Here is a 19,766-nt window from a genome sequence, read left to right as displayed (position 1 = left end):
TCGTTCCGGCAGTCTGAACTCTCAGACAGACACGGATCTTACATGCTCGATTCCACACCTCCCGCCATTTGGGCGCCTACTCCAGGCCCGGCGCTGCCCCGGAGCCTCTGCACGGATTGCGGTTTGTCCCGTGGCAAACGCGCGGGCCAATGCGGTGCCGCCTGCCAATTCATCAAACCCGACTACCCGACCATGGAACTTCAGGTCCATGGACGGGCCCGCGATGCAAAGCGCGCGGATGAAGCCTTCTTCGGTCCGTTCCACGCCATGTACAGAGCCGCGTTGAAGGACCCCAAACCCGGAGCCCAATGGACGGGGCTCACCACGCGACTGGCTCAAAAACTGCTGGAGACCGGCAAGGTGGATGCGATCCTCGGAATCGGCCCGCACCCGGACGACACATGGCGCCCGCAACCCGTAATCGTCACAGACCCGGCGGAAGTCCACCAGCTTCGCGGTATGCGCATGGGCTACGCGCCCTTGCTGTCACTTCTGGAACCCGCTGCGGAGCAGGGCCTGACCCGACTCGCAGTCATCGGCATCCCGTGTCAGGTCTACGCCCTCAGGTCGATAGAGCGGGACCTGGGCCTCGATGCTCTTTACGTCATCGGCACCCCATGCTCCGACAACACGACGACCGAGAACTTCCACGAATTTCTCGCACGGCTTTCGGACCGACCTGAGCGGATCACATATCTCGAGTTCCGCGCAGATTACCATGTGGAGCTTCGCTTCGACGATGGCTCCGAGCGAGACATCCCGTTTCTGAAACTGCCACTTTCTGATCTGCCATCGGACTTCTTTCCGATGACCTGCCGCACATGCGTCGATTACACCAATTCGCTCGCGGACATCACGGTCGGGTATATGGGTGGTGAGGGCGACCAATGGGTGATCGCGCGCAACAAACGGGGCGAGGATCTGCTTGCCGCCCTAGGCGATGAGGTTCGACTGGCGGAACCCGGGTCGTCGGGCAAGCGTGCAGGCTCCGTGAAAGGGTTCGCGCAGAACACGGCCCGAGCCGCAGGCGGATTGCCCTTGCGCAAGATGCCAGATTGGGCGCGCGGGATTGTCGGCTGGCTCATGCCCCGGATCGGCCCCAAGGGGCTCGAATTCGCCCGCGCCCGGGTCGAAATGAAAGCGGTCGAGAGCATCCTTCATCTCCGGCGCGCCCACCCGAAACGCATGCGCTACATGATCCCGAAACACGTGTGGGACCTCGCCGCACCCTATGACCTGACACCCGACCCCGGCGAAACCCACAAGGACTAGCCGCGGGGCAAGACCGGCGCGGATCGGTCGAGCGCCAAATCCGCGTCCGAGAACCGCCACGGCCCGCGCACGCCGGGCACGCCTTCGGGGGAGATTTCCAAACCGCGCGCCAGAACCTGTGGGTCCGCAAACACCTGATCCAATCGATTGATGGGGCCGGCGGGAACGCCCTGCGCTTCCAACGCCGTCAGCAGCGGATCGGAGCCCCACCGCGCAATCCGACCGGACAGAAGCTCGGTCAAGACCTCCCGGTGGGCCACCCGCGCCGCATTCGATGCAAAGCGCGGGTCCGCAGCCGTCCCCGGCAGATCGAGCACAGCACAGAGCTTTGCGAACTGGCCATCATTGCCCACGGCAATGATCACATGGCCATCCGAAGTCGCAAAAACCTGGTACGGCGTGATATTCGGGTGGGCATTGCCCTGCCGCACCGGCGGCTGACCGGTCACAAGCTGGTTCATCGCCTGATTGGCCAAAAGCGCCGTCGCGCAATCGAGCAGGGACATATCCACATGCTGCCCACGCCCGGTGCGGTGCCGTTGTTCCACCGCCGCCAAAACCCCGATGGTCCCGTAAAGGCCAGTCACGATATCCGTCACTGCCACGCCGACCTTTTGCGGCATCCCCTCGGCCTCGCCGGTGATCGACATCAGACCGCTCATGCCCTGGATCATGAAGTCGTAGCCCGCACGGTGCGCATAGGGCCCGTCCTGCCCAAACCCGGTGATGGAGCAATAGATCAGTCGTGGGTTCAGCTCGGCCAGAGACGCGTAATCGAGCTGGTATTTCGCCAAACCGCCGACCTTGAAGTTCTCGATCAGGATATCCGCCTCCGCCACCAGCGCCCGCACCTTCGCGAGCCCCTCGGGCGTCCGGAAATCGGCGACCACGCTTCGTTTGCCCCGATTCGCACTGTAGAAATAGGCGGCACTCCGGTCCCCATCCCGCTCGACAAAGGGTGGCCCCCATTGGCGGGTGTCATCCCCCGAGGGTGCCTCGACCTTGGTGACCTCAGCGCCGAGATCCGCAAGGCTCTGCCCGATCCAGGGCCCCGCCAGAATCCGTGCAAGCTCAACGACTTTCAAACCGTTCAATGGTGTCATGATGGCCCCCTCACATCCGAGGGTAGCGCAGGCCTGCCCGAGCGCAAGCGCGTCTGTCAGGCGACCCGGCGCAGGCCCGCCGCGAGCGTTTCCAGGGCGGATCGGCTTTCGATCACCAGACGGCTCGGCGAGCGCTGCGAAATGGCCCCCTCGGAGACCAGCGCCTTGATCTTGCGGCTCAGAGTTTCCGGCTGCATGCCCAGATAGCGTGCCAGATCGTAGCGCCGCATGGGCAGATCGAAGCCTAGGCTGGCCTCTCTGGCGCCGGTCACCTCTTCGAGCCAGAGAAGGAACGCCGCAAGTCGTTGGTCCGGCGCCTTGATATAGAGCTCGGCGGCGTGCTCCCGCAGGTTGAAGGACTGCCGCTTGAGATTGGCACAGGCGATCAGGGCCAGCTCCTTGTGACGCTGCATCGCAGCATCAAAGCCCTGAGCGGAGAATACCACCGCGCGGGTGGGCCGCAGCGCGACCAGACGGTCCATCGCATCGTATGGCCCGGGGTGCAGATCGACCAGATCGCCGACCAGATAAAGCGCCGTGACCGCGCTCCGATCCGCATCCGCGCCGCGCATGACGCCGATAAGCCCTTCGGAAACAATATAAGTTCCATCACCCAGAACGTCATCCTGTGCGAAACTCTGGATCGAGGCGAGTTGGGCAAGGTCCTGCAGACATGCATCCGTCAATCCTTGCCATTCCGCCCCTGGAAGGAAGCGGGCAAGTTGCAGAGCAGATACGAAGGACATGGACAGGCCTCTATTGGGGACAGCAACATTATAAATGCTGCATGTGCAAAGTTCCCTTGACCTGTATCAATTTTGTGACTTTGTCGAACCACGACATTGGTCGTGAGACAGCATGCCGCGCCGCAGCATAATCAATCGTCGAGAGATCCGTGGATTGCAAACTGATCGAGACCGGCCGCATCCGGTTTGATCACCCGATAGGCTTCGCGCACGCCGCTCTCGCTGAGGTCCCGCGCGACGGTCAACAACGTGTTGGGGTCGTGATCTTCGCAAAGCTCGATCATCTGCGCGATCTCTTCGGCCGCCACGCTGCGCGCTACTTCGAAAGAAGGCGCGCCATAGAGGTCCACGAAGTGCTGGGCGAGCGCCGTCTCGAGCCCGTCGATCTCGGCCTGCTCGACCTGCGTGACGGCCACGAAGGTCACCCGCCCAAAGGTCTCGAGCCCCAGCCAGCCATTGGCAAAGGCCTGCCGCGCCTTGCCTACCAGATCCGCTTCACCCCAGTTCGAGAATTCGAACCCGCCGCTCAGACACCATTCGCCGGTGCGCGCGGGGGAGTGATAGACACGCTGGTCGCTCTCATCGAAATGGATCGCTCTGGCCAGTTTCACGGGGCGTCTCCTGTGGAAAGGATGCTGCGCAAAGGCAGAGATGTGGTGACATCTCCGACCCGCAGCAGCATTCCGAAATGCTCATCGACACCCAGAAAGGTGCCCTCATGGGCGGCATCGCCCAGATGGACGGTCACATCCTCGCCGAGATTGCGCGCAAGCCCCCGCCATTCCCCATGCAGGGCGCGCACGCCATCCTCCTCAAGGCGGCTGATCCAGACCAACGTGTGCCGGGCCCACGCCTCCAGCAAGAGGGTCTGATCGACCTCGGCGCAGCCTTCCTCATAGAGCGAGGTGGAATCCGGCGTGGCGCCGGGCGAATCCGGGTTCTCAGGCAGAAAGGGGATTTCGAGGCCGACCACGATCCAGTCCGGTTCCGCATCGCCCTCCTGATGGGACGCGGCCACCTGCAACCCGCCGCAGCGCGCACCATTCACGAAGAGGCGGCCATCCCAGTCCAGGTGGACCGCGACCTCAGGGGGGGCAAGGGCCCCCAGCGCGTTCTGAAACCCGACCCCGCAGGCCGGAAGGATCGCCATCGCCTGATCCAGCGAGCTCTCAGGCGCAAAGACGATCGCCGCCCGCAGCCGGTCACTGCCCTCGGCATAGACGATAAGACCGGAGTCGCAGCCCAAGGTCGCCTCGGCAATCGCCTTGGCAAACGGGTCGGCCTGCGCGGCGACAGGCATGCCGACAAAGAGCGGCGGGAAGCTGGGCGTCGGCGCGTTCATGCGTTTCCGTCTGCGATCAACTGGCGTGCCACCTTGCGAAAGGCTTCGGCCTGGGGCCCGTGGGGGGTCGAGACAACGATCGGCGCGCCACCATCGGCAGCCATGCGGATCGACATATCCAGCGGGATCTCTGCCATGACCGGCACGCCCAGCTTGGCAGCCTCGGCACCGACACCGCCATGGCCGAAGACATGCTCTTCATGGCCGCATTTCGAGCAGATATGTGTGCTCATATTCTCTATCATCCCGAGGATCGGCGTGCCCAACTTGTTGAACATATCGATCCCCTTGCGGGCATCGAGCAGGGCGATGTCCTGCGGCGTCGAGACGACGATTGCCCCGGTGACATCGGCCTTCTGGGCCAAGGTCATCTGCACGTCCCCGGTCCCGGGCGGCAGATCCACCAGAAGCACGTCGAGCGCACCCCACTGCACTTGGCTCAGCATCTGCTGCAACGCCCCCATCAACATTGGTCCGCGCCAGACCACGGCCTCGTCCTCGCCCATCATCAGACCCAGCGACATCATCGTGACGCCATGGTTCCGCATGGGCAGGATCGTCTTGCCATCCGGGCTTGCCGGGCGGCCGGAGACCCCCAGCATACGCGGCTGGCTGGGTCCGTAGACATCGGCATCCAGCAACCCGACCCGCCGCCCTTCGGCGGCCAGCGCCGTGGCGAGATTGGCGGCCACGGTGGATTTGCCCACCCCGCCCTTGCCGCTCGCGATGGCGACAATCCGGTCGATCCCGGGGATCTTCTGCGGGCCCTTCGGCTCGGAGGCCTTGGCGGCATTGCGCGGCTTGAGGTCCGGCGGCGCGGCGGGCGCGGAATGGGCCGTCATCACCGCCGAGACACTGGCAACCCCGGCCAGCGCCTTGAGCTTCTCTTCCGCCTCGAGCCGTGCGGGTTCGATCTCGGCGGCGCGTTTGGGATCCACCTCGATCACGAAGCGGACCGCCCCGCTATCCACGGTCAGCGCGCGCACCATGCCAGCCGAGACCAGATCGCCACCGCCCAGCGGATCCTTGACCTGCTTGAGCGTGTCCAGAACATCATCCCGTGTCAGTGTCATGTGCTCGGTCCTTCGATTGTGCCCGTCACCGTATGTTCTAGGTCGACGCCTTCGATCGTCAGGACCATCTTGGCCTCGAAGCTTTTGCCAGCGGTGTCTTCGGCGTTGCGCATCGCCTCCTCGATGGCCTGCTGCGAGGTCACGCCCACCTGTTTGAGAAACTTGCGCATCGTCATGTTGAAGTCATCGCTCATGGCTTCGGTCCTTTGCTTTGGCCGGTGACGGCCCTGTTGTTGACGGATCGCTCAGTGCCCGTCTAGGCTGGCACTCCGCGCAGCCATAACGGGAGGTTCCGGATGCTGACCCGCACACAAGCACGGTGTTTTGTGCTTTTGTTCTGGATAGTTGGGGCGGCGGCAAGCGCCAGCGCCCAAGAGAAGCGGTTCACGCTCCATGCGGATCCGGCACTGGTCGAGGCCGGTCTGATCAAGTTTCTGCTGCCGCGGTTTTCCATGAAAACCAACACCCGCGTGACCCTGTCCGAGACCGCCGAGACGGGCGCGGCGCAGCTTGTGCCCGGCGGGGCGGCGGGCGCGCAAGACGTGATCGCCTCGGGCGATGAGGTCTGGTCCCTGTCGGTCCCCGAAGGTGATGCAAACGCGGCGCGGTTTGCGGATTGGCTGACATCCGATGTCGGAAAGCGCACGATTGCGAGCTTTGCGCCCGAGGGGCGCGCGGGGTTCACCGCCGCCGCGGACCGCCCAGTTGAGGTCGTGGCCCGTGATCTGAGCCGCGACACGACCGAGGGGATCAGCCTGTCGCTGGTCCATTGCGGGCGTTGCCACGTGATCGGGCCGCAAAACCGCCATAACAGCATCGGCTCCACGCCGTCCTTTGGCCTCCTGCGGAGCTTCCCCAACTGGCAAGAGCGGTTCGAGACCTTCTATGTCCTCAACCCGCACCCGGCTTTCACCCAGATTGCGGAGGTCACCGCGCCCTTCGATCCGGGCCTGCCCTCGCCGATCCACCCGCTGAGCATGACCCTCGAGGAGCTCGACGAGATCCTGGCTTATGTCGCCACCATGGCGCCAGCCGATCTGGGGGCTCCGATCCGGCATCAGTGATCCTTGCGGTCGCTGTAATAGTCAGCCGTGGTCCGGGGCTTGGGGCGTTCATTACCCGCGAAGGGATTGTTCTGACTGTGGAACTGGGCATTGACCCGGCAGTCATCGCACATCCGGATCATCTTCGCGGCGTCTGAGTTGGCGAACATGTGGTGCTTGCCCTCGAGCTTCTCGACGATCTTCTCGATGGTCGATTTCACCCCGAAAAGCGCACCGCATTCGATGCAGGCGGCGGGCTCTTCTTCATGCTTGACCACTTCGCTCAGGGCGCTGTCGCCCAGATTGAACTGCGGCTCCAATGTGATCGCCTTTTCCGGGCAGATATTGGCGCAGAGACCGCATTGCAGGCAGGCATCCTCCTGAAACTTGAGCTGCGGCATGTCCGGATTATCCGTCAGCGCCCCCGAGGGGCAGAGCGAGACACAAGACAGGCAAAGGGTGCAGCTGTCGGTATCGACCAGCACGGCCCCGTAAGGTGCGTTCTCCGGCAGGGGCAGGACCGCATCGCTCTCGGATCCGTGCAAGGCCTTGGCCGCGAGCCGCGTGATCTGCCGCCGGTCGCCCATGGGCAGGACCGGCTGGACCGCGTTGGCGGCGACATCGGCGCCATAGAGGTGATCGGACAACGCATCCGGATCGGCCACATCGATCAGCCCCATCCGCGGCGTGTCGCTCAGCGCATTGGCCAACGCCACCTCGCGATCCAGTGCCTCCCGTTCGGTTGTCGGGGCGATCAGGACATCGACCGCCGCGAAACCGCTGGCCAGCGCGCCAAGCGCTTCGGCATGGCCAAAGCCCGACACCTTTTCCAGCGACATCGGGATTACATCCGCAGGCAACCCGCGTCCGAACCGCGCCGAGAGCGCGATCATCTCGGCCCCGTGCCCGGCATCATGGACCAGAAGCCGCGGCGCGGTTCCGCCCGCCTTGGTATAGGCCTGCACCATCGCCCCCACGCGCCGCATCAGGTACGGCACCGGCGGATCCTGCGCCGTGATTGCGCCGGAGGGGCAGAGCGCAGCACAGGCCCCGCAGCCCGCGCAGATCATCGGATCAATGGTGACGTGATCGCCATCGGGGCTGATTGCGCCCGTGGGGCAAATGTCGAGACAGTTGCGGCACGCCTCCTGCCCGGCGCGGGAATGGGCGCAGAGCGGTTGGCTCAGCCCGACATGGAGCGGCTTTTCGTAAGTTCCGACCATGTGGCTCGCGGCCAGCACGGCCCCCGCCACCAGGTTCGGCGCGCCTGGATCCGCGCGCAGATAGCCGTCGCGCTTTTCCGGCGCAGGAAAGAGCGGCGCACCGCCGCGCAGATCGAGGACCAGATCGCACTCGGTGCGCGCCCCGTCTTGCGGTGGTGTCAGGGCAAAGGCCCCGCGCCCGCCTGGCTGCACCTGTTGCAGGGCATCCAGCGTGATCGCGAACTGACCCAGCGAGCCCGTCGCATTGCGCAGCTTGCCAACGACAACATCAAAGCCCCGATGCAGCGGCAGATCCTCAGCCGTCTCCAGCAGGACCGTGACACTCAGATGCTCGGCCAATTGCTCGGCTGCGGCCAGCGCAACCTCCGGGCGACCGAGGATCAGACATTGGCCCGCACTCGAGATATCTACAGCCGGGGTCGCCGGGGCTTCGATCAACGCATCCGCGACCAGCGCGGCCATCTTGGGGCCAGCCTCCGAGCCCTGCTCAGACCAACCCGCACGGTCCCGCAGATCGAAGGTCAGAGGGGCCTCGACCCCCAGATCCTCGGCCAGTTCCTCGAAAAGCTGGGTCTCCTGGGCGCAGGCCACAGCCGTCTCACCGGTGGCAATCGCGGTGGCCAGAGCCTCCGTCTGATGCATGCAGAGCCCGGTATGCACCTTGCTGCAGGCCATCCCGGTCGCCTCGGAGAGCGCATCGGCATCCACCGTTTGCGTGCCGAGACAATCGCATAATAACAGCGTCTTGGGCATGCCGCCTTCCCCCTCCTCCCGCGAGCGCGCCCGGTTTGGCGGCTCGAACGGCCTCACAAAGTCACGAATTCCCGGGATGGTAAAGGCGAATCGGACCGAGACCTTTGCACAATGCAAACAGCACGCAGCCGGGTCGCTGTCAGCGCCGCGCATTAAACCCATATACAACAATCATCTTTTCCAGCAAAACCAGTTTCTTGCGCAAAAACATCGACCAAAGTCCTGCGCGCCCTGGCCTCCGCGAGGTCGCGGTGCCGGTTTTTTGCTTTGCAGTTGCCCCGAAATCGTTTCATCCTAGAGGCGAGGGCGCAGAAAAACCGCAACAAGAAAACGCCCTCGGAGTCGGGAGGACTCATGGACACATCGGAGCGATCGCTCACCATTCCCCTCGGAGTGGTTGTACGGCGAGTGCCGGGGGTCACCCGGTGGGCCAAGTGGTCCTGGCGCGCTGTTGCCGTGCTGCCCGGTGCGCCGGAGGCCGACTGGCGCGAGATGCGCCGCGAAGGCGAGAGTGTCGAGTATCATGCCGCCACCCTGCCGCTTGAGCTGTGGCGCACGGACACCGAAGCGTATCAGACCGGCCTGAATGTGGACGAGCCGTCGATTTATGTGATCATGCGCGCGACCGAGGATCCCGAGGCCGAGCATGAGCTTGACCTGCTGCTCGTGACCGCCTCGCCCTACGAGGCTCAGGATTACACCGATAGCGGCGAAGAGATTGTCGAGCGGGTTCCGACCCCGCCTGCCCTGATCGCCATGATCCGCGACTTTATCAGCGCCCATCACGAGGACGAGGTCTTCGTGAAGCGCCGCCGGGACAAGAAGCGCATCGACCTGAGCGAGGATGGCAAGGGCGATTCCCGGATCCAGCAGCTCTCGGATGTCTACCGCGCGCCCCGCCGGGCCGGGCGGGTCCATTGAGCGATACCGGGGATTTCTGGTCGCGGCGCAAGGCCCGCGTTGCCGCCGAGACCGAGGCCGAGGTCGCGGAGGAACTCCGCTCCGAGCGCGCCGCCGAAAAGGCCGCGATGGAAGAGCAGCCCGATGAGGTCGTCCTGCAAGAGCTTGGCCTGCCGGATCCGGACACCCTGCAGCCCGGCGATGACTTCTCGGCCTTCATGCAGTCGGCCGTGCCGGACCGGATCCGCCGCCGCGCCCTGCGCAAGCTTTGGCTGAGCAACCCGCTTCTGGCCAATGTGGACGGGCTGCTGGATTACGGTGAGGATTTCACCGACAGCGCGATGGTCGTCGAGAACATGCAGACCGCCTATCAGGTCGGCAAGGGCATGCTGAAACATGTCGAGGAAATGGCTCGCAAAGAGGCCATCGCCAATGGCGAGATCGACCCGGAGGCAGAGGCCGAGGCGCCCCCACCGGTGGAAATGTCGCAGGCGATCCCTGCGGAAACCCCTGATTCCGAGACCGAAACGACCGCCTCTACGACCTTCGTCGCAGAGGCCCCTTCGGAACCTGCTGATACAGTTGCCGGGACAGACACGGATCCCGGCGTGACTTCATCGACAGAAACACCGCCCTCGCGGCGGCGTCTGCGTTTTCAGTTTGATACGTGAGCGCAGAGAGCAAGACATGACAGATGACGCCGAGAGGACACCGATGACCGCCACTGCCCAGAGCCTGCAGATTGCCGAAGAAGACAAGCTGCGCGCGGATCTCTACGACTTTCTCGGAGTGTTGCTGGCAGGCCCGCCCAATGCCGCGCTACTCAAGCAGGCCGCGAGCCTGTCAGGGGATGACAGCGAGCTCGGTCAGGCGATCGGGGCCCTGTCGCGGATCGCCAAGGTCACCTCGGCCCGCGCGGTCGAGAGCGAGTTCAACGCCCTGTTCATCGGGCTCGGGCGCGGCGAGCTTCTGCCCTATGCGAGCTACTACCTGACCGGGTTCCTGAATGAAAAGCCGCTGGCGACCCTGCGCGGGGACATGGCGGCGCTTCAGATCACCCGTGCACCGAATGTTTACGAACCCGAGGACAACATCGCCTCCATGATGGAGATCATGGCCGGGCTGATCACCGGACGCTTCGGCGAACCGGCCCCGGTGACGAAACAAAAAGAGTTTTATAACAAGCATATCGGCCTCTGGGCCGGTCATTTCTTTGCCGATCTCGAGGCTGCCAAGAACTCGGTGCTCTATGCCGCCGTCGGCGCCACCGGCAAGGCCTTCATGGCCATCGAATCCGAAGCCTTTCGCATGACGAGCGACTGACAAGGCTCCCAGCCAGGGCGATTGCCCAAGCCAGACCACCCAGCCGGGGCCGTCACCCCAGCCAGGACACACGGAGGAGACACATGTCCAAGCAAAGCAAAGCCGGCGAAACCGCCAGCCGCCGCGACTTCCTGAAGCTCGCGTCGACCTCGGTTCCCGCTGCTGCGGCTGCCGTGGCGCTCGCGCCCGATGCCGCCGAGGCGGCAACGCCCGACGCTGCTGGCGAAGGCCTGCGCGATACGGCGCATACCCGCGCCTATCTCGACAGCGCGCGCTTCTAGGCGCGACATCTGCTGCCGCCCGGGGTTTCTCGGTCGGAGGCCAAAAACCGTTCCAGCGACTGGTTGCGTGACGCCCGACTGACTGGAGCCAAAGCCAACCCAAGCAAGCTCACGTGCAGACCGCGTGGCGCGAGCAAGGAGAACGAAAATGCTCAGGAAAAAGACCAACGGGGTTGCGCGACGCCCCCAGCGGACGACGCTCCTGTCAAACCTCGCGGAGAAGACCGTCGACAGACGTAGCTTCCTGCGCACATCCGGCCTGGCCATTGGTGGCCTCGCTGCGATCGGCGCAACCGGAGGGACAGTAACGAAAGCAGATGCAGCTACCGCCGTGAAAGGGGCCGTCGAGACCGTCAAGTCCGTCTGCACCCACTGCTCGGTCGGCTGTACCGTGATCGCCGAAGTGCAGAACGGTGTCTGGACGGGTCAGGAACCCGGCTGGGACAGCCCGTTCAACCTCGGGGCCCACTGCGCCAAGGGCGCCGCGGTGCGCGAGCACGCCCATGGCGAGCGCCGCCTCAAGTACCCGATGAAAAAAGAGGGTGGTGAGTGGAAGCGCATCAGCTGGGAACAGGCGATCAACGAGATCGGCGACGGCATGATGCAGATCCGGGACGAAAGCGGTCCGGACAGCGTCTACTGGCTCGGCTCGGCCAAGCATAACAACGAACAGGCGTACCTGTTCCGCAAGTTCGCGGCCTACTGGGGCACGAACAACGTGGATCACCAGGCGCGGATCTGTCACTCCACCACCGTTGCGGGTGTTGCGAACACATGGGGCTACGGCGCCATGACCAACAGCTACAACGACATCCACAAGTCCAAGGCCATCTTCATCATCGGCGGCAACCCTGCCGAGGCGCACCCCGTCTCGCTGTTGCACCTTTTGAAGGCCAAGGAGCAGAACAACGCCCCCGTCATCGTCTGCGACCCGCGCTTCACGCGCACCGCGGCCCATGCCGACGAGTATGTCCGCATGCGTCCCGGTTCGGACGTGGCGCTCGTCTGGGGTATCCTGTGGCATATCTTCGAGAACGGCTGGGAGGACAAAGAGTTCATCCGCACCCGCGTCTGGGGGATGGACCAGATCAAGGAAGAAGTGGCCAAGTGGACGCCCGAGGAAGTCGAGCGTGTCACTGACGTGCCCGGCAGCCAGCTGCAGCGCGTGGCCCGGACCCTGGCCAATAACCGTCCCGGCACCGTGATCTGGTGCATGGGGGGGACCCAGCACACCACGGGTAACAACAACACCCGCGCCTATTGCGTGCTCCAGCTTGCGCTGGGCAACATGGGCACCTCCGGTGGCGGCACCAACATCTTCCGCGGCCACGACAACGTGCAGGGCGCGACGGATCTCGGCGTTCTCAGCCACACCCTGCCGGGCTATTACGGCCTTGCAGCCGGTTCCTGGGCCCATTGGGCACGGGTCTGGGGCGAGGATATCGATTGGCTCAAGGGTCAGTTCCAGACGGTCAAGGCGGCCGATGGCAAGGACAAGAACCTGATGAACCTGACGGGCATTCCGGTGTCCCGCTGGATCGACGGTATCCTTGAAGATCCCGAGAACATGGATCAGCCGAACAACGTGCGGGCCATGGTGCTCTGGGGCCACGCCCCGAACTCCCAGACCCGTATGAAAGAGATGAAGACGGCGATGGAGAAACTCGACATGCTTGTCGTGGTGGACCCGTTCCCGACGGTCTCTGCAGTTCTGCATGATCGCGAGGATGGCGTGTACTTGCTGCCGGCAGCCACGCAGTTCGAGACCTATGGCTCGGTCACCGCGTCCAACCGGTCGATCCAGTGGCGTGACAAGATCATGGACCCGCTCTTTGAGTCCAAGACCGATCACGAGATCATCGGCCTCTTCGCGAACAAGTTCGGCTTCGCCGACCGGTTCTTCCGCAATATCGAGATGGACGACGAGAACACGCCGAACATCGAGAGTGTCACGCGCGAGTTCAACGCAGGCATGTGGACCGTGGGCTACACGGGCCAGTCGCCGGAGCGGATCAAGCTGCATATGGCCAACCAGCATACGTTCGACAAGACGACGCTGCAGGCTGTGGGTGGTCCAGCGGATGGCGATTACTACGGTATGCCGTGGCCATGCTGGGGCACGCCGGAGATGAAGCATCCGGGCACCCCGAACCTCTATGACATGTCCAAGCCGGTTTCCGAGGGGGGTCTGACCTTCCGCGCCCGGTTCGGCGTCGAGCGGGATGGCGACAACCTGCTGGCCGAAGGCGTCTACTCGGCGGGCTCGGAGATCCAGGACGGATATCCCGAGTTCACCTATCAGATGCTCAAGGACTTGGGCTGGGATGGTGACCTGACACCCAACGAGCGGGCGTATATCGCCAAGGCTGCGGGCGTCGAAGGCTTTGCCGACTACACCGCCGAAGTGGGCGAGGCGGGCATGTCGCCCTTCCCGTCCGACTACGACGACAAGGTGGCCAAGGTGAACTGGAAAACCGACCTGTCGGGCGGCATCCAGCGGGTCGCGATCAAGCATGAGTGTGCGCCCTTCGGGAACGCCAAAGCCCGTGCGGTCGTCTGGACCTTCCCGGATCCGGTGCCGGTGCACCGCGAGCCGCTCTACACCAACCGTCGTGACCTGGTGGCGGATTATCCGACCTATGAGGACCGGAAATTCTACCGTCTGCCCACCATGTACGCGTCGATCCAGAAGAACGACTACTCCAAGGACTATCCGATCATCCTCACCTCCGGCCGTCTGGTCGAATATGAGGGTGGCGGTGACGAGACCCGGTCGAACCCCTGGCTTGCCGAGCTTCAGCAGGACATGTTCGTCGAGATCAACCCGCGCGATGCCAACAATCTCGGCATTCGGGACGGGGCACAGGTCTGGGTCGAAGGCCCCGAGGGCGGCAAGGTCAAGGTTATGGCCATGGTCACCGAACGGGTCGGCTCCGGTGTGGCGTTCATGCCCTTCCACTTCGGCGGGCATCTCGAGGGCGAGGACCTGCGGTCCAAATACCCCGATGGCGCGGACCCCTATGTCCTTGGGGAAAGCACCAACACCGCCCAAACCTATGGCTATGACAGCGTAACCCAGATGCAAGAGACGAAAGCCACTCTCTGCAAAATCTGGTCGGCGTAAGGAGAGCGACCTATGGCAAGAGCAAAGTTCCTTTGCGACGCTGAACGCTGCATTGAGTGTAATGCCTGCGTCACAGCGTGTAAGAACGAGCACGAGGTGCCCTGGGGCATCAATCGTCGCCGCGTGGTGACCATCAATGATGGTCAGCCCGGCGAACGGTCGATCTCCGTGGCCTGCATGCACTGTTCCGACGCGCCCTGCATGGCCGTGTGCCCTGTGGATTGCTTCTACCAGACCGATGACGGTGTGGTGCTGCACTCCAAGGATCTGTGCATCGGCTGCGGCTACTGCTTCTACGCGTGCCCCTTCGGCGCGCCGCAGTACCCGCAGGCGGGCAATTTCGGATCCCGCGGCAAGATGGACAAGTGCACCTTCTGCGCCGGTGGACCGGAAGAAACCCACTCCACCGCCGAGTTCGCCAAGTATGGGCGCAACCGCGTCGCGGAAGGCAAGCTGCCGATCTGCGCCGAGATGTGCTCCACCAAGGCGCTGCTGGCCGGTGACGGCGACGTCGTCTCGGGCATCTACCGCGAGCGCGTGGTGGCCCGTGGCTTCGGCTCCGGCGCCTGGGGCTGGGGCACGGCCTATGAGCAGAAGGGCGGCTGACGCCCCTCTGATCACGATCTGATGAACGCCCCGGGCTCACCGCCCGGGGCGTTTTTCTTTGGCCAATGCGGGGCTTTACAGCCCGCGCGCGGCAGGCCACATCTAGAGCGGCCCCCGACGCAGGACTTTCTCCGTGGCACTGAGTTTTACCCGTTTCAAAGACCGGATCTGGTTTCTCTTCGATGGCGGATTGCGCCGGATGCGCAACGCGCCCCATTGGGTCGAACGGGCGGGCTATGGCGGGTTCGGGTTGATGTTGCGGATCGCCTACCACCTGCCCGGGGCCCCGATGAAACCCACCAACACCGCGTTGGCCCGGATCCTCGGCAATCCGAACCCCACCGCGATGCACCACGCCTGGGTCAACCGCATGCAGCTGGGTCTCGAACGGATGGAGATGCTGCGCAATGGCGAGACCGAGGCGCTCGACGCGATGCTCAAGATCCCCGAGGCCGCCAAGCTGGACGCTGCCCTCGCCCAAGGGCGGGGCGCGGTGCTGGTCATGCCCCATTGTCAGGCCTCGATCGCGATGGTTCGGGGGCTCGCGGCACGCTATCCCACCCTGATGCTCGTACGCGAGAGCAAGAAGGACGCGCGCGCCGAGACCCAGCACAGCTACTATGTCCATCTGGGATGCGACTGCATCGACGTGCGCCGCACGCCCGAGGCATCGGTCGCGCGGGCAGTCCTCAAGGCATTGAAATCAGGGATGCTTGTGGTCGGTGTTGTCGACCGGATCCAGCGCCCACCCCCGGATGGGGTGTCCTATGACAAGACCCGCGATCGGGTGCGCGTGGAGGTTTTCGGCCAGCCCGTAAGCATGGCAGGGTGGCCTGCGCGGTTTGCCGGCAAGCTCAAGAGCCCGATCCTGCCGGCCATGGCCGTGCAGACCGAGACCACCATCTCGCTGGAGCTTGCGGACCCCCTCATACCGCAGAGCATCGAGACCACGACACAGGATATCGCATCCGGGCTCGAAACCTTCCTGCGCAGCTCACCGCAGGACTGGCTTTTCCTGTATGACAAGCAGTGGACGCGGGTACTCAAGGCCGCCGCAGCGTCGGATTCCTAAAATGCCGATCGCATTCATGAAAAAAATCTCTGGCAGTATTTGATTTTTTCAATGGATTTTTCGCGGATTGCTTCATTATTGTCATAGGAGAACACCGTACCGAAAATAGGTCCCTATGCAACGCACCGATCGTGTGCCCTCTGAGGCACGCGTACCCGATCCCAGATTGCTGACCCGGCTCGCCTGGGAATGCAGATGGACAGACCGCGTGCGCAGCGAGGAGCTGGCGCGTCAGGCGCTGGCGCTCGTTGAGCAACAGACGAGCGGTGACCTGCTCGCCCGGTGCAGCGCGTTGCGCACGCTGGCATGGCAGGCCAAGTGGCGCGGGGATTTCGAGAAGACCGCCTCCTACTGCCTGCAGGCCAAGCAGGGAATGGACCGGCAGATCGCAAAGCATCTTCTGGTGGATGTCTTCTCCCTGCTCGGCGTCGTCCATTACAGCGCCGGGCGCAGGGATTTCGCGAGCCGGATGGTGCGCAGGGGGTTCGAGCTCGTGGATGACACGATCCCGGACGAAACCATGGTGGATCTCTACATCACGCAATCGACCATTCAACGCTATCGCGGGCGGGTGGAGGAATCCCGGCACGCGCTGGAGAATGCTCTGAACCTTGCCAAGGGCGCCGAGCGCGCCCGGGTAGAACATAACTACGCCCGCGCCCTGCATTACGAGACGCAATACGACGAGGCCGCCGCCCGCGCCGAGCAGGCGCTTGCGCTTGCAAGGCAGTTCAAGAGCCGCGTGATCCTGCCCTATACCCACGAGGTCCTGAGCGCCGCCTATATCGCCCTGGATCGCCCGGTGGAGGCCCTGCCCCATCTCGAAGAGGGGCTCGATGTTGCGCGGACCGACGGCGATCAGCGTGCCATCTGTCAGCTTTTGCACCAGCTTGGCATCGCACAGCACAAGCGCGGCGAGATGGACTACGCCAGCGCAGCCCTCACCGAGGGTCAGCGTATCGCGCAAAGCATCGGCTATCCGATCTGGGTCGCGCGCTTCACCGAGGCCCTCGCCCAGTTTCACGAGGCCCGCGGTGAATTCCAGAAGGCCGCCACCGCCTATAAGGAAGTCGTGCGGATCAAGGATTCCATGCGCGACTAACCCGGCACCAAAGTCGCGTCTTTCGCGGCCGCTGCCCCCTAACGCCCCCCAGCCCGAGCGCCTATAGTCGCGACCGGAATTCGATGGACAGTCGGCTCAAAAAACCTACTCTTCAGTACATATTTGCGGCTTAGAACCGCATCAAAATGGGAGGCCACGATGATTTTACGCAGCTTGCTTGCGCTCGTGCTGTCGCTGACCCTTGTTAGCATGGCACCAGCCCAGGACACCCCAACCGCAACCGAGCCGGACCGCTCCTCCACGGGCGGCGCCCCCACGCTGGAAGACATTCTGGCCCGGCAACGCGGCGAGAATGTCGACCTTTCCTACCGATTGGACAGCACGGGCAACAATGCCGCCGACATGGCCGCGCAGCTGGGCACGCTGGGCGGGGCGTCAGATAGCGATGTGTATCTCGCCCTGCGCTACGGCACGGCGGATGTGACCGTTTCGGCCCGGGGCCCGGCCACGGGCGTCCTGATCCAGGATCGCGGCATGTGGTGGCTGGAATTCCGTCAGGGCCCCCTTCTGAAATACGGCGGTTACCTGCTCCTGGGGACCCTTGGCGCGCTCGCTCTGTTCTTTCTGCTGCGTGGTCGGATCACCATCGACGGGACCAAGACCGGGCGAACGATCCAGCGCTTTGCATCGATCGAGCGCTTTGCACACTGGCTCCTTGCGGGCAGCTTCATCGTGCTGGGGATCACCGGCCTCGTCTCGCTGTTTGGGCGGCTCTACCTGATCCCGGTCTTCGGCAAGGACAGTTTTGCCGTGCTCGCCGGGGCTTCGAAATGGGTGCATAACAACATCTCATGGGCCTTCATGCTGGCCATTCTGATGATCCTCGTGCTCTGGATCAAAGAGAACATCCCCAACAAGACCGACCTGAAATGGATCGCCGTGGGCGGCGGGATCTTCAAGAAGGGCGTTCACCCGCCCGCCAAGAAGTTCAATGCCGGCCAGAAGGTGATCTTCTGGTCCGTGATCCTGCTGGGCGGTTCGATCTCGATCTCTGGTCTGTCGCTGCTGTTCCCCTTCGAGATGCCGATGTTCGCCAAGACCTTCGCGGTGCTGAACAGCACGGGCGTCCCGGAAATGCTCGGGTTCGGCATCCTGCCGGAGCAGCTCGCCCCCCACGAAGAGATGCAATACGCGCAGCTCTGGCACTCCATCGTCGCCTTCGTGATGATGGCGATCATCCTCGCCCATATCTATATCGGGTCCGTCGGGATGGAGGGCGCCTATGACGCCATGGGCTCCGGCCAGGTCGAAGAGCAGTGGGCCCGCGAGCACCACTCCCTCTGGGTGGATGAGGTGAAGGCCAAGGAAGCGGCCGCGCCAAAATCCCCGTCAGCGGCCCCTGCCGAGTAGCCCGATGCGGCTGTGGATCGCGCTGTGTTGCGCACTCTGGCCGGGCCTCGCCCCGGCCGGGGAATTCTATACGCTCAAGGGGCATGGCGGCCCGATCATGGGGGTGGCGGTGTCCCCCTCCGGGACGGTTGCCACGGCCAGCTTCGACAACGCGGTCGGGCTCTGGCAGGCGCGCGAGCCGCGTTGGCTGGATGGCCACGAGGCGGCGGTCAAGACCGTGGCCTTTGTCGATGATCAGACCCTGGTCTCTGCGGGGGACGACTTCGCCGTGCTGCTCTGGGATGTCGAGACGGGCACGACCGAAGAGCTCGGGCGTCATCTGGGCAAGGTGTCGGACTTGGCGGTCAGCCCGGACGGGCGCGTCATCGCCTCGGCGAGCTGGGACGGCACCATCACCCTCTGGTCCCGCGACGGGGCCGCACCCCGCGAGCTGAACGGGCATGATGCCGGAGTAAACGCCGTGGCCTGGATCGAGGGGGGCGCGACGCTGCTCTCGGCCTCTATCGACGGGACCTTGCGCGCCTGGGACGTGGTCGAGGGAACCGAGAAACGGATCCTGCTGCGCCACGGCTTCGGGATCAACCGGATGGTCGTGAACGAGGCGGGGGGATGGCTCGCCTATGGCTCCGTCGATGGGGTCACCCGGGTCCTCGATCTGGCCAGCGGGGCCGAGATCGCCGATATCACCCTGGGCCGCCGTCCGATCCTTGCATTGGCGCAATCGCGCGATGGCAGTCTGCTGGCGATGGGCGATGGCGAAGGCTACATCTCGCTGCTGAACACGGCAGACTGGTCCATCGGCTCGGACTTCCGCGCCACGACGCGCGGTCCGATCTGGGCGCTGAGCTTCTCGCCCGATGGCGAGAACCTGCTGGCGGGCGGGCTCGACGAGGCGCTCTATAGCTGGCCCACGGACCGCCCCTCGGACGCGCCGCAGATGGATGTCAGCGGCAAAAAATTCCTGAACGGCACCGAGACCGCCTCGAATGGCGAACGCCAGTTCAACCGGAAATGCGCGATCTGCCATACGCTGGCCCCCGACGGGCAACGCCGAGCGGGGCCGTCGCTCTATGGTCTGTTCGGGCGCGAGGCCGGGGCGCTGCCCGATTACAGCTATTCCGAGAGCCTGCAGAATTCGGACATCGTCTGGTCCGCCGAAACGGTCGACAAGCTCTTCGATCTCGGGCCGGACAACTACACACCGGGCACCAAGATGCCCATGCAACGCATCACCAAACCGCAGGATCGCGATGACCTGATCGCCTTTCTGCAGGCCAATACAACACCCAAGGGAGAGACAGAATGAAACCCATGCTGCTGGCCTTCGTGGCGACCGCCGTGATCACCTTCGCCGCACCCTATGTGCTCGACAATTTCGGCTTCTCTACCGAGAGCCAGACCACCAGCCCCTGGGTCCGGGGCGGCTGAGCGC

The 19,766-nt window shown here is 64.0% G+C and carries 20 protein-coding genes; 13 read left to right on the top strand and 7 right to left on the bottom strand.

Annotated features, from left to right (window positions below; genetic code table 11):
- Positions 1-42 precede the first annotated feature (42 nt).
- Entirely contained in the window at positions 43-1,272 is a 1,230-nt protein-coding gene (locus ACP15I_RS09775) for a Coenzyme F420 hydrogenase/dehydrogenase, beta subunit C-terminal domain (protein ID WP_424974922.1), read from the top strand.
- Here the strand turns inward: ACP15I_RS09775 and ACP15I_RS09770 are convergent.
- The 6 genes from ACP15I_RS09770 to ACP15I_RS09745 form a co-directional block, all read right to left on the bottom strand.
- Positions 1,269-2,375: a CaiB/BaiF CoA transferase family protein gene (locus ACP15I_RS09770; RefSeq protein WP_424974921.1), complete on the bottom strand. Its 1,107-nt coding sequence runs from the start codon at positions 2,373-2,375 to the stop codon at positions 1,269-1,271. The two genes, ACP15I_RS09775 and ACP15I_RS09770, sit on opposite strands and share 4 nt — an antisense overlap.
- 56 nt (positions 2,376-2,431) lie before the next feature.
- Complete coding sequence (locus ACP15I_RS09765) at positions 2,432-3,061, bottom strand: Crp/Fnr family transcriptional regulator (protein WP_424974920.1); 630 nt, start codon at positions 3,059-3,061, stop codon at positions 2,432-2,434.
- 191 nt (positions 3,062-3,252) lie between these two features.
- Positions 3,253-3,732: a DUF6505 family protein gene (locus ACP15I_RS09760; protein ID WP_424974919.1), complete on the bottom strand. Its 480-nt coding sequence runs from the start codon at positions 3,730-3,732 to the stop codon at positions 3,253-3,255.
- Positions 3,729-4,463 (bottom strand): DUF4444 domain-containing protein, encoded by a 735-nt coding sequence (locus ACP15I_RS09755; protein ID WP_424974918.1) that lies wholly within the window; start codon positions 4,461-4,463, stop codon positions 3,729-3,731. Before ACP15I_RS09755 ends, ACP15I_RS09760 begins: the two co-directional genes overlap by 4 nt.
- Positions 4,460-5,536, bottom strand: a complete 1,077-nt coding sequence (locus ACP15I_RS09750; protein ID WP_424974917.1) for an Mrp/NBP35 family ATP-binding protein — start codon at positions 5,534-5,536, stop codon at positions 4,460-4,462. Before ACP15I_RS09750 ends, ACP15I_RS09755 begins: the two co-directional genes overlap by 4 nt.
- Entirely contained in the window at positions 5,533-5,730 is a 198-nt protein-coding gene (locus tag ACP15I_RS09745) for a DUF6494 family protein (RefSeq protein WP_424966418.1), read from the bottom strand. The genes ACP15I_RS09750 and ACP15I_RS09745 overlap by 4 nt, the downstream gene beginning before the upstream one ends.
- A gap of 102 nt (positions 5,731-5,832) precedes the next feature.
- On the opposite strand from ACP15I_RS09745, the gene ACP15I_RS09740 reads away from it, so the two are divergent.
- Positions 5,833-6,600: a hypothetical protein gene (locus ACP15I_RS09740; protein ID WP_424974916.1), complete on the top strand. Its 768-nt coding sequence runs from the start codon at positions 5,833-5,835 to the stop codon at positions 6,598-6,600.
- Here the strand turns inward: ACP15I_RS09740 and ACP15I_RS09735 are convergent.
- Entirely contained in the window at positions 6,594-8,555 is a 1,962-nt protein-coding gene (locus ACP15I_RS09735; RefSeq protein WP_424974914.1) for a 4Fe-4S binding protein, read from the bottom strand. The genes ACP15I_RS09740 and ACP15I_RS09735 overlap by 7 nt on opposite strands.
- Before the next feature lie 354 nt (positions 8,556-8,909).
- On the opposite strand from ACP15I_RS09735, the gene ACP15I_RS09730 reads away from it, so the two are divergent.
- The 11 genes from ACP15I_RS09730 to ACP15I_RS09680 all read left to right on the top strand — a co-directional run bounded on the left by ACP15I_RS09730 (position 8,910) and on the right by ACP15I_RS09680 (position 19,762).
- Complete coding sequence (locus ACP15I_RS09730) at positions 8,910-9,476, top strand: DUF3305 domain-containing protein (RefSeq protein ID WP_424966415.1); 567 nt, start codon at positions 8,910-8,912, stop codon at positions 9,474-9,476.
- A complete protein-coding gene (locus ACP15I_RS09725) occupies positions 9,473-10,126 on the top strand; it encodes a DUF3306 domain-containing protein (RefSeq protein ID WP_424974912.1) in 654 nt (217 codons plus the stop codon). Before ACP15I_RS09730 ends, ACP15I_RS09725 begins: the two co-directional genes overlap by 4 nt.
- Before the next feature lie 43 nt (positions 10,127-10,169).
- Positions 10,170-10,778 carry a TorD/DmsD family molecular chaperone gene (locus tag ACP15I_RS09720; protein ID WP_424975038.1) on the top strand — a complete coding sequence of 203 codons (609 nt, stop codon included), beginning with the start codon at positions 10,170-10,172 and terminating at the stop codon, positions 10,776-10,778.
- Between the two features lie 83 nt (positions 10,779-10,861).
- Positions 10,862-11,059, top strand: coding sequence for a ubiquinol-cytochrome c reductase iron-sulfur subunit N-terminal domain-containing protein (locus tag ACP15I_RS09715; protein WP_424966413.1), 198 nt, complete (start codon positions 10,862-10,864; stop codon positions 11,057-11,059).
- 148 nt (positions 11,060-11,207) lie between these two features.
- A complete protein-coding gene (locus tag ACP15I_RS09710; protein WP_424966412.1) occupies positions 11,208-14,183 on the top strand; it encodes a formate dehydrogenase subunit alpha in 2,976 nt (991 codons plus the stop codon).
- Between the two features lie 12 nt (positions 14,184-14,195).
- Complete coding sequence (fdh3B, locus tag ACP15I_RS09705) at positions 14,196-14,789, top strand: formate dehydrogenase FDH3 subunit beta (protein WP_424966411.1); 594 nt, start codon at positions 14,196-14,198, stop codon at positions 14,787-14,789.
- Between the two features lie 133 nt (positions 14,790-14,922).
- A complete protein-coding gene (locus ACP15I_RS09700) occupies positions 14,923-15,861 on the top strand; it encodes a hypothetical protein (protein WP_424974911.1) in 939 nt (312 codons plus the stop codon).
- 208 nt (positions 15,862-16,069) lie between these two features.
- Entirely contained in the window at positions 16,070-16,963 is an 894-nt protein-coding gene (locus ACP15I_RS09695) for a hypothetical protein (RefSeq protein ID WP_424966409.1), read from the top strand.
- A 162-nt stretch (positions 16,964-17,125) separates the two neighbouring features.
- Positions 17,126-18,334 (top strand): formate dehydrogenase subunit gamma, encoded by a 1,209-nt coding sequence (locus ACP15I_RS09690; protein WP_424975037.1) that lies wholly within the window; start codon positions 17,126-17,128, stop codon positions 18,332-18,334.
- 4 nt (positions 18,335-18,338) lie between these two features.
- Entirely contained in the window at positions 18,339-19,640 is a 1,302-nt protein-coding gene (locus ACP15I_RS09685) for a c-type cytochrome (protein ID WP_424974910.1), read from the top strand.
- Positions 19,637-19,762, top strand: a complete 126-nt coding sequence (locus ACP15I_RS09680; RefSeq protein ID WP_424966407.1) for a hypothetical protein — start codon at positions 19,637-19,639, stop codon at positions 19,760-19,762. The genes ACP15I_RS09685 and ACP15I_RS09680 overlap by 4 nt, the downstream gene beginning before the upstream one ends.
- The last annotated feature ends 4 nt before the right edge of the window (positions 19,763-19,766 follow it).

Origin of the sequence: Dinoroseobacter sp. S124A (genome assembly GCF_049801015.1) — a bacterium.
Lineage (GTDB): Bacteria > Pseudomonadota > Alphaproteobacteria > Rhodobacterales > Rhodobacteraceae > Dinoroseobacter.
This window is presented reverse-complemented; position numbering and strand designations above follow the sequence as displayed.

Coding starts and splice junctions, on each gene's coding strand:
- ACP15I_RS09770 (WP_424974921.1), bottom strand. CDS start 2,375: ATGACACCATTGAACGGTTTGAAAGTCGTTGAGCTTGCACGGATTCTG.
- ACP15I_RS09730 (WP_424966415.1), top strand. CDS start 8,910: ATGGACACATCGGAGCGATCGCTCACCATTCCCCTCGGAGTGGTTGTA.
- ACP15I_RS09750 (WP_424974917.1), bottom strand. CDS start 5,536: ATGACACTGACACGGGATGATGTTCTGGACACGCTCAAGCAGGTCAAG.
- ACP15I_RS09740 (WP_424974916.1), top strand. CDS start 5,833: ATGCTGACCCGCACACAAGCACGGTGTTTTGTGCTTTTGTTCTGGATA.
- ACP15I_RS09680 (WP_424966407.1), top strand. CDS start 19,637: ATGAAACCCATGCTGCTGGCCTTCGTGGCGACCGCCGTGATCACCTTC.
- fdh3B (WP_424966411.1), top strand. CDS start 14,196: ATGGCAAGAGCAAAGTTCCTTTGCGACGCTGAACGCTGCATTGAGTGT.
- ACP15I_RS09745 (WP_424966418.1), bottom strand. CDS start 5,730: ATGAGCGATGACTTCAACATGACGATGCGCAAGTTTCTCAAACAGGTG.
- ACP15I_RS09685 (WP_424974910.1), top strand. CDS start 18,339: ATGCGGCTGTGGATCGCGCTGTGTTGCGCACTCTGGCCGGGCCTCGCC.
- ACP15I_RS09755 (WP_424974918.1), bottom strand. CDS start 4,463: ATGAACGCGCCGACGCCCAGCTTCCCGCCGCTCTTTGTCGGCATGCCT.
- ACP15I_RS09735 (WP_424974914.1), bottom strand. CDS start 8,555: ATGCCCAAGACGCTGTTATTATGCGATTGTCTCGGCACGCAAACGGTG.
- ACP15I_RS09715 (WP_424966413.1), top strand. CDS start 10,862: ATGTCCAAGCAAAGCAAAGCCGGCGAAACCGCCAGCCGCCGCGACTTC.
- ACP15I_RS09710 (WP_424966412.1), top strand. CDS start 11,208: ATGCTCAGGAAAAAGACCAACGGGGTTGCGCGACGCCCCCAGCGGACG.
- ACP15I_RS09720 (WP_424975038.1), top strand. CDS start 10,170: ATGACCGCCACTGCCCAGAGCCTGCAGATTGCCGAAGAAGACAAGCTG.
- ACP15I_RS09775 (WP_424974922.1), top strand. CDS start 43: ATGCTCGATTCCACACCTCCCGCCATTTGGGCGCCTACTCCAGGCCCG.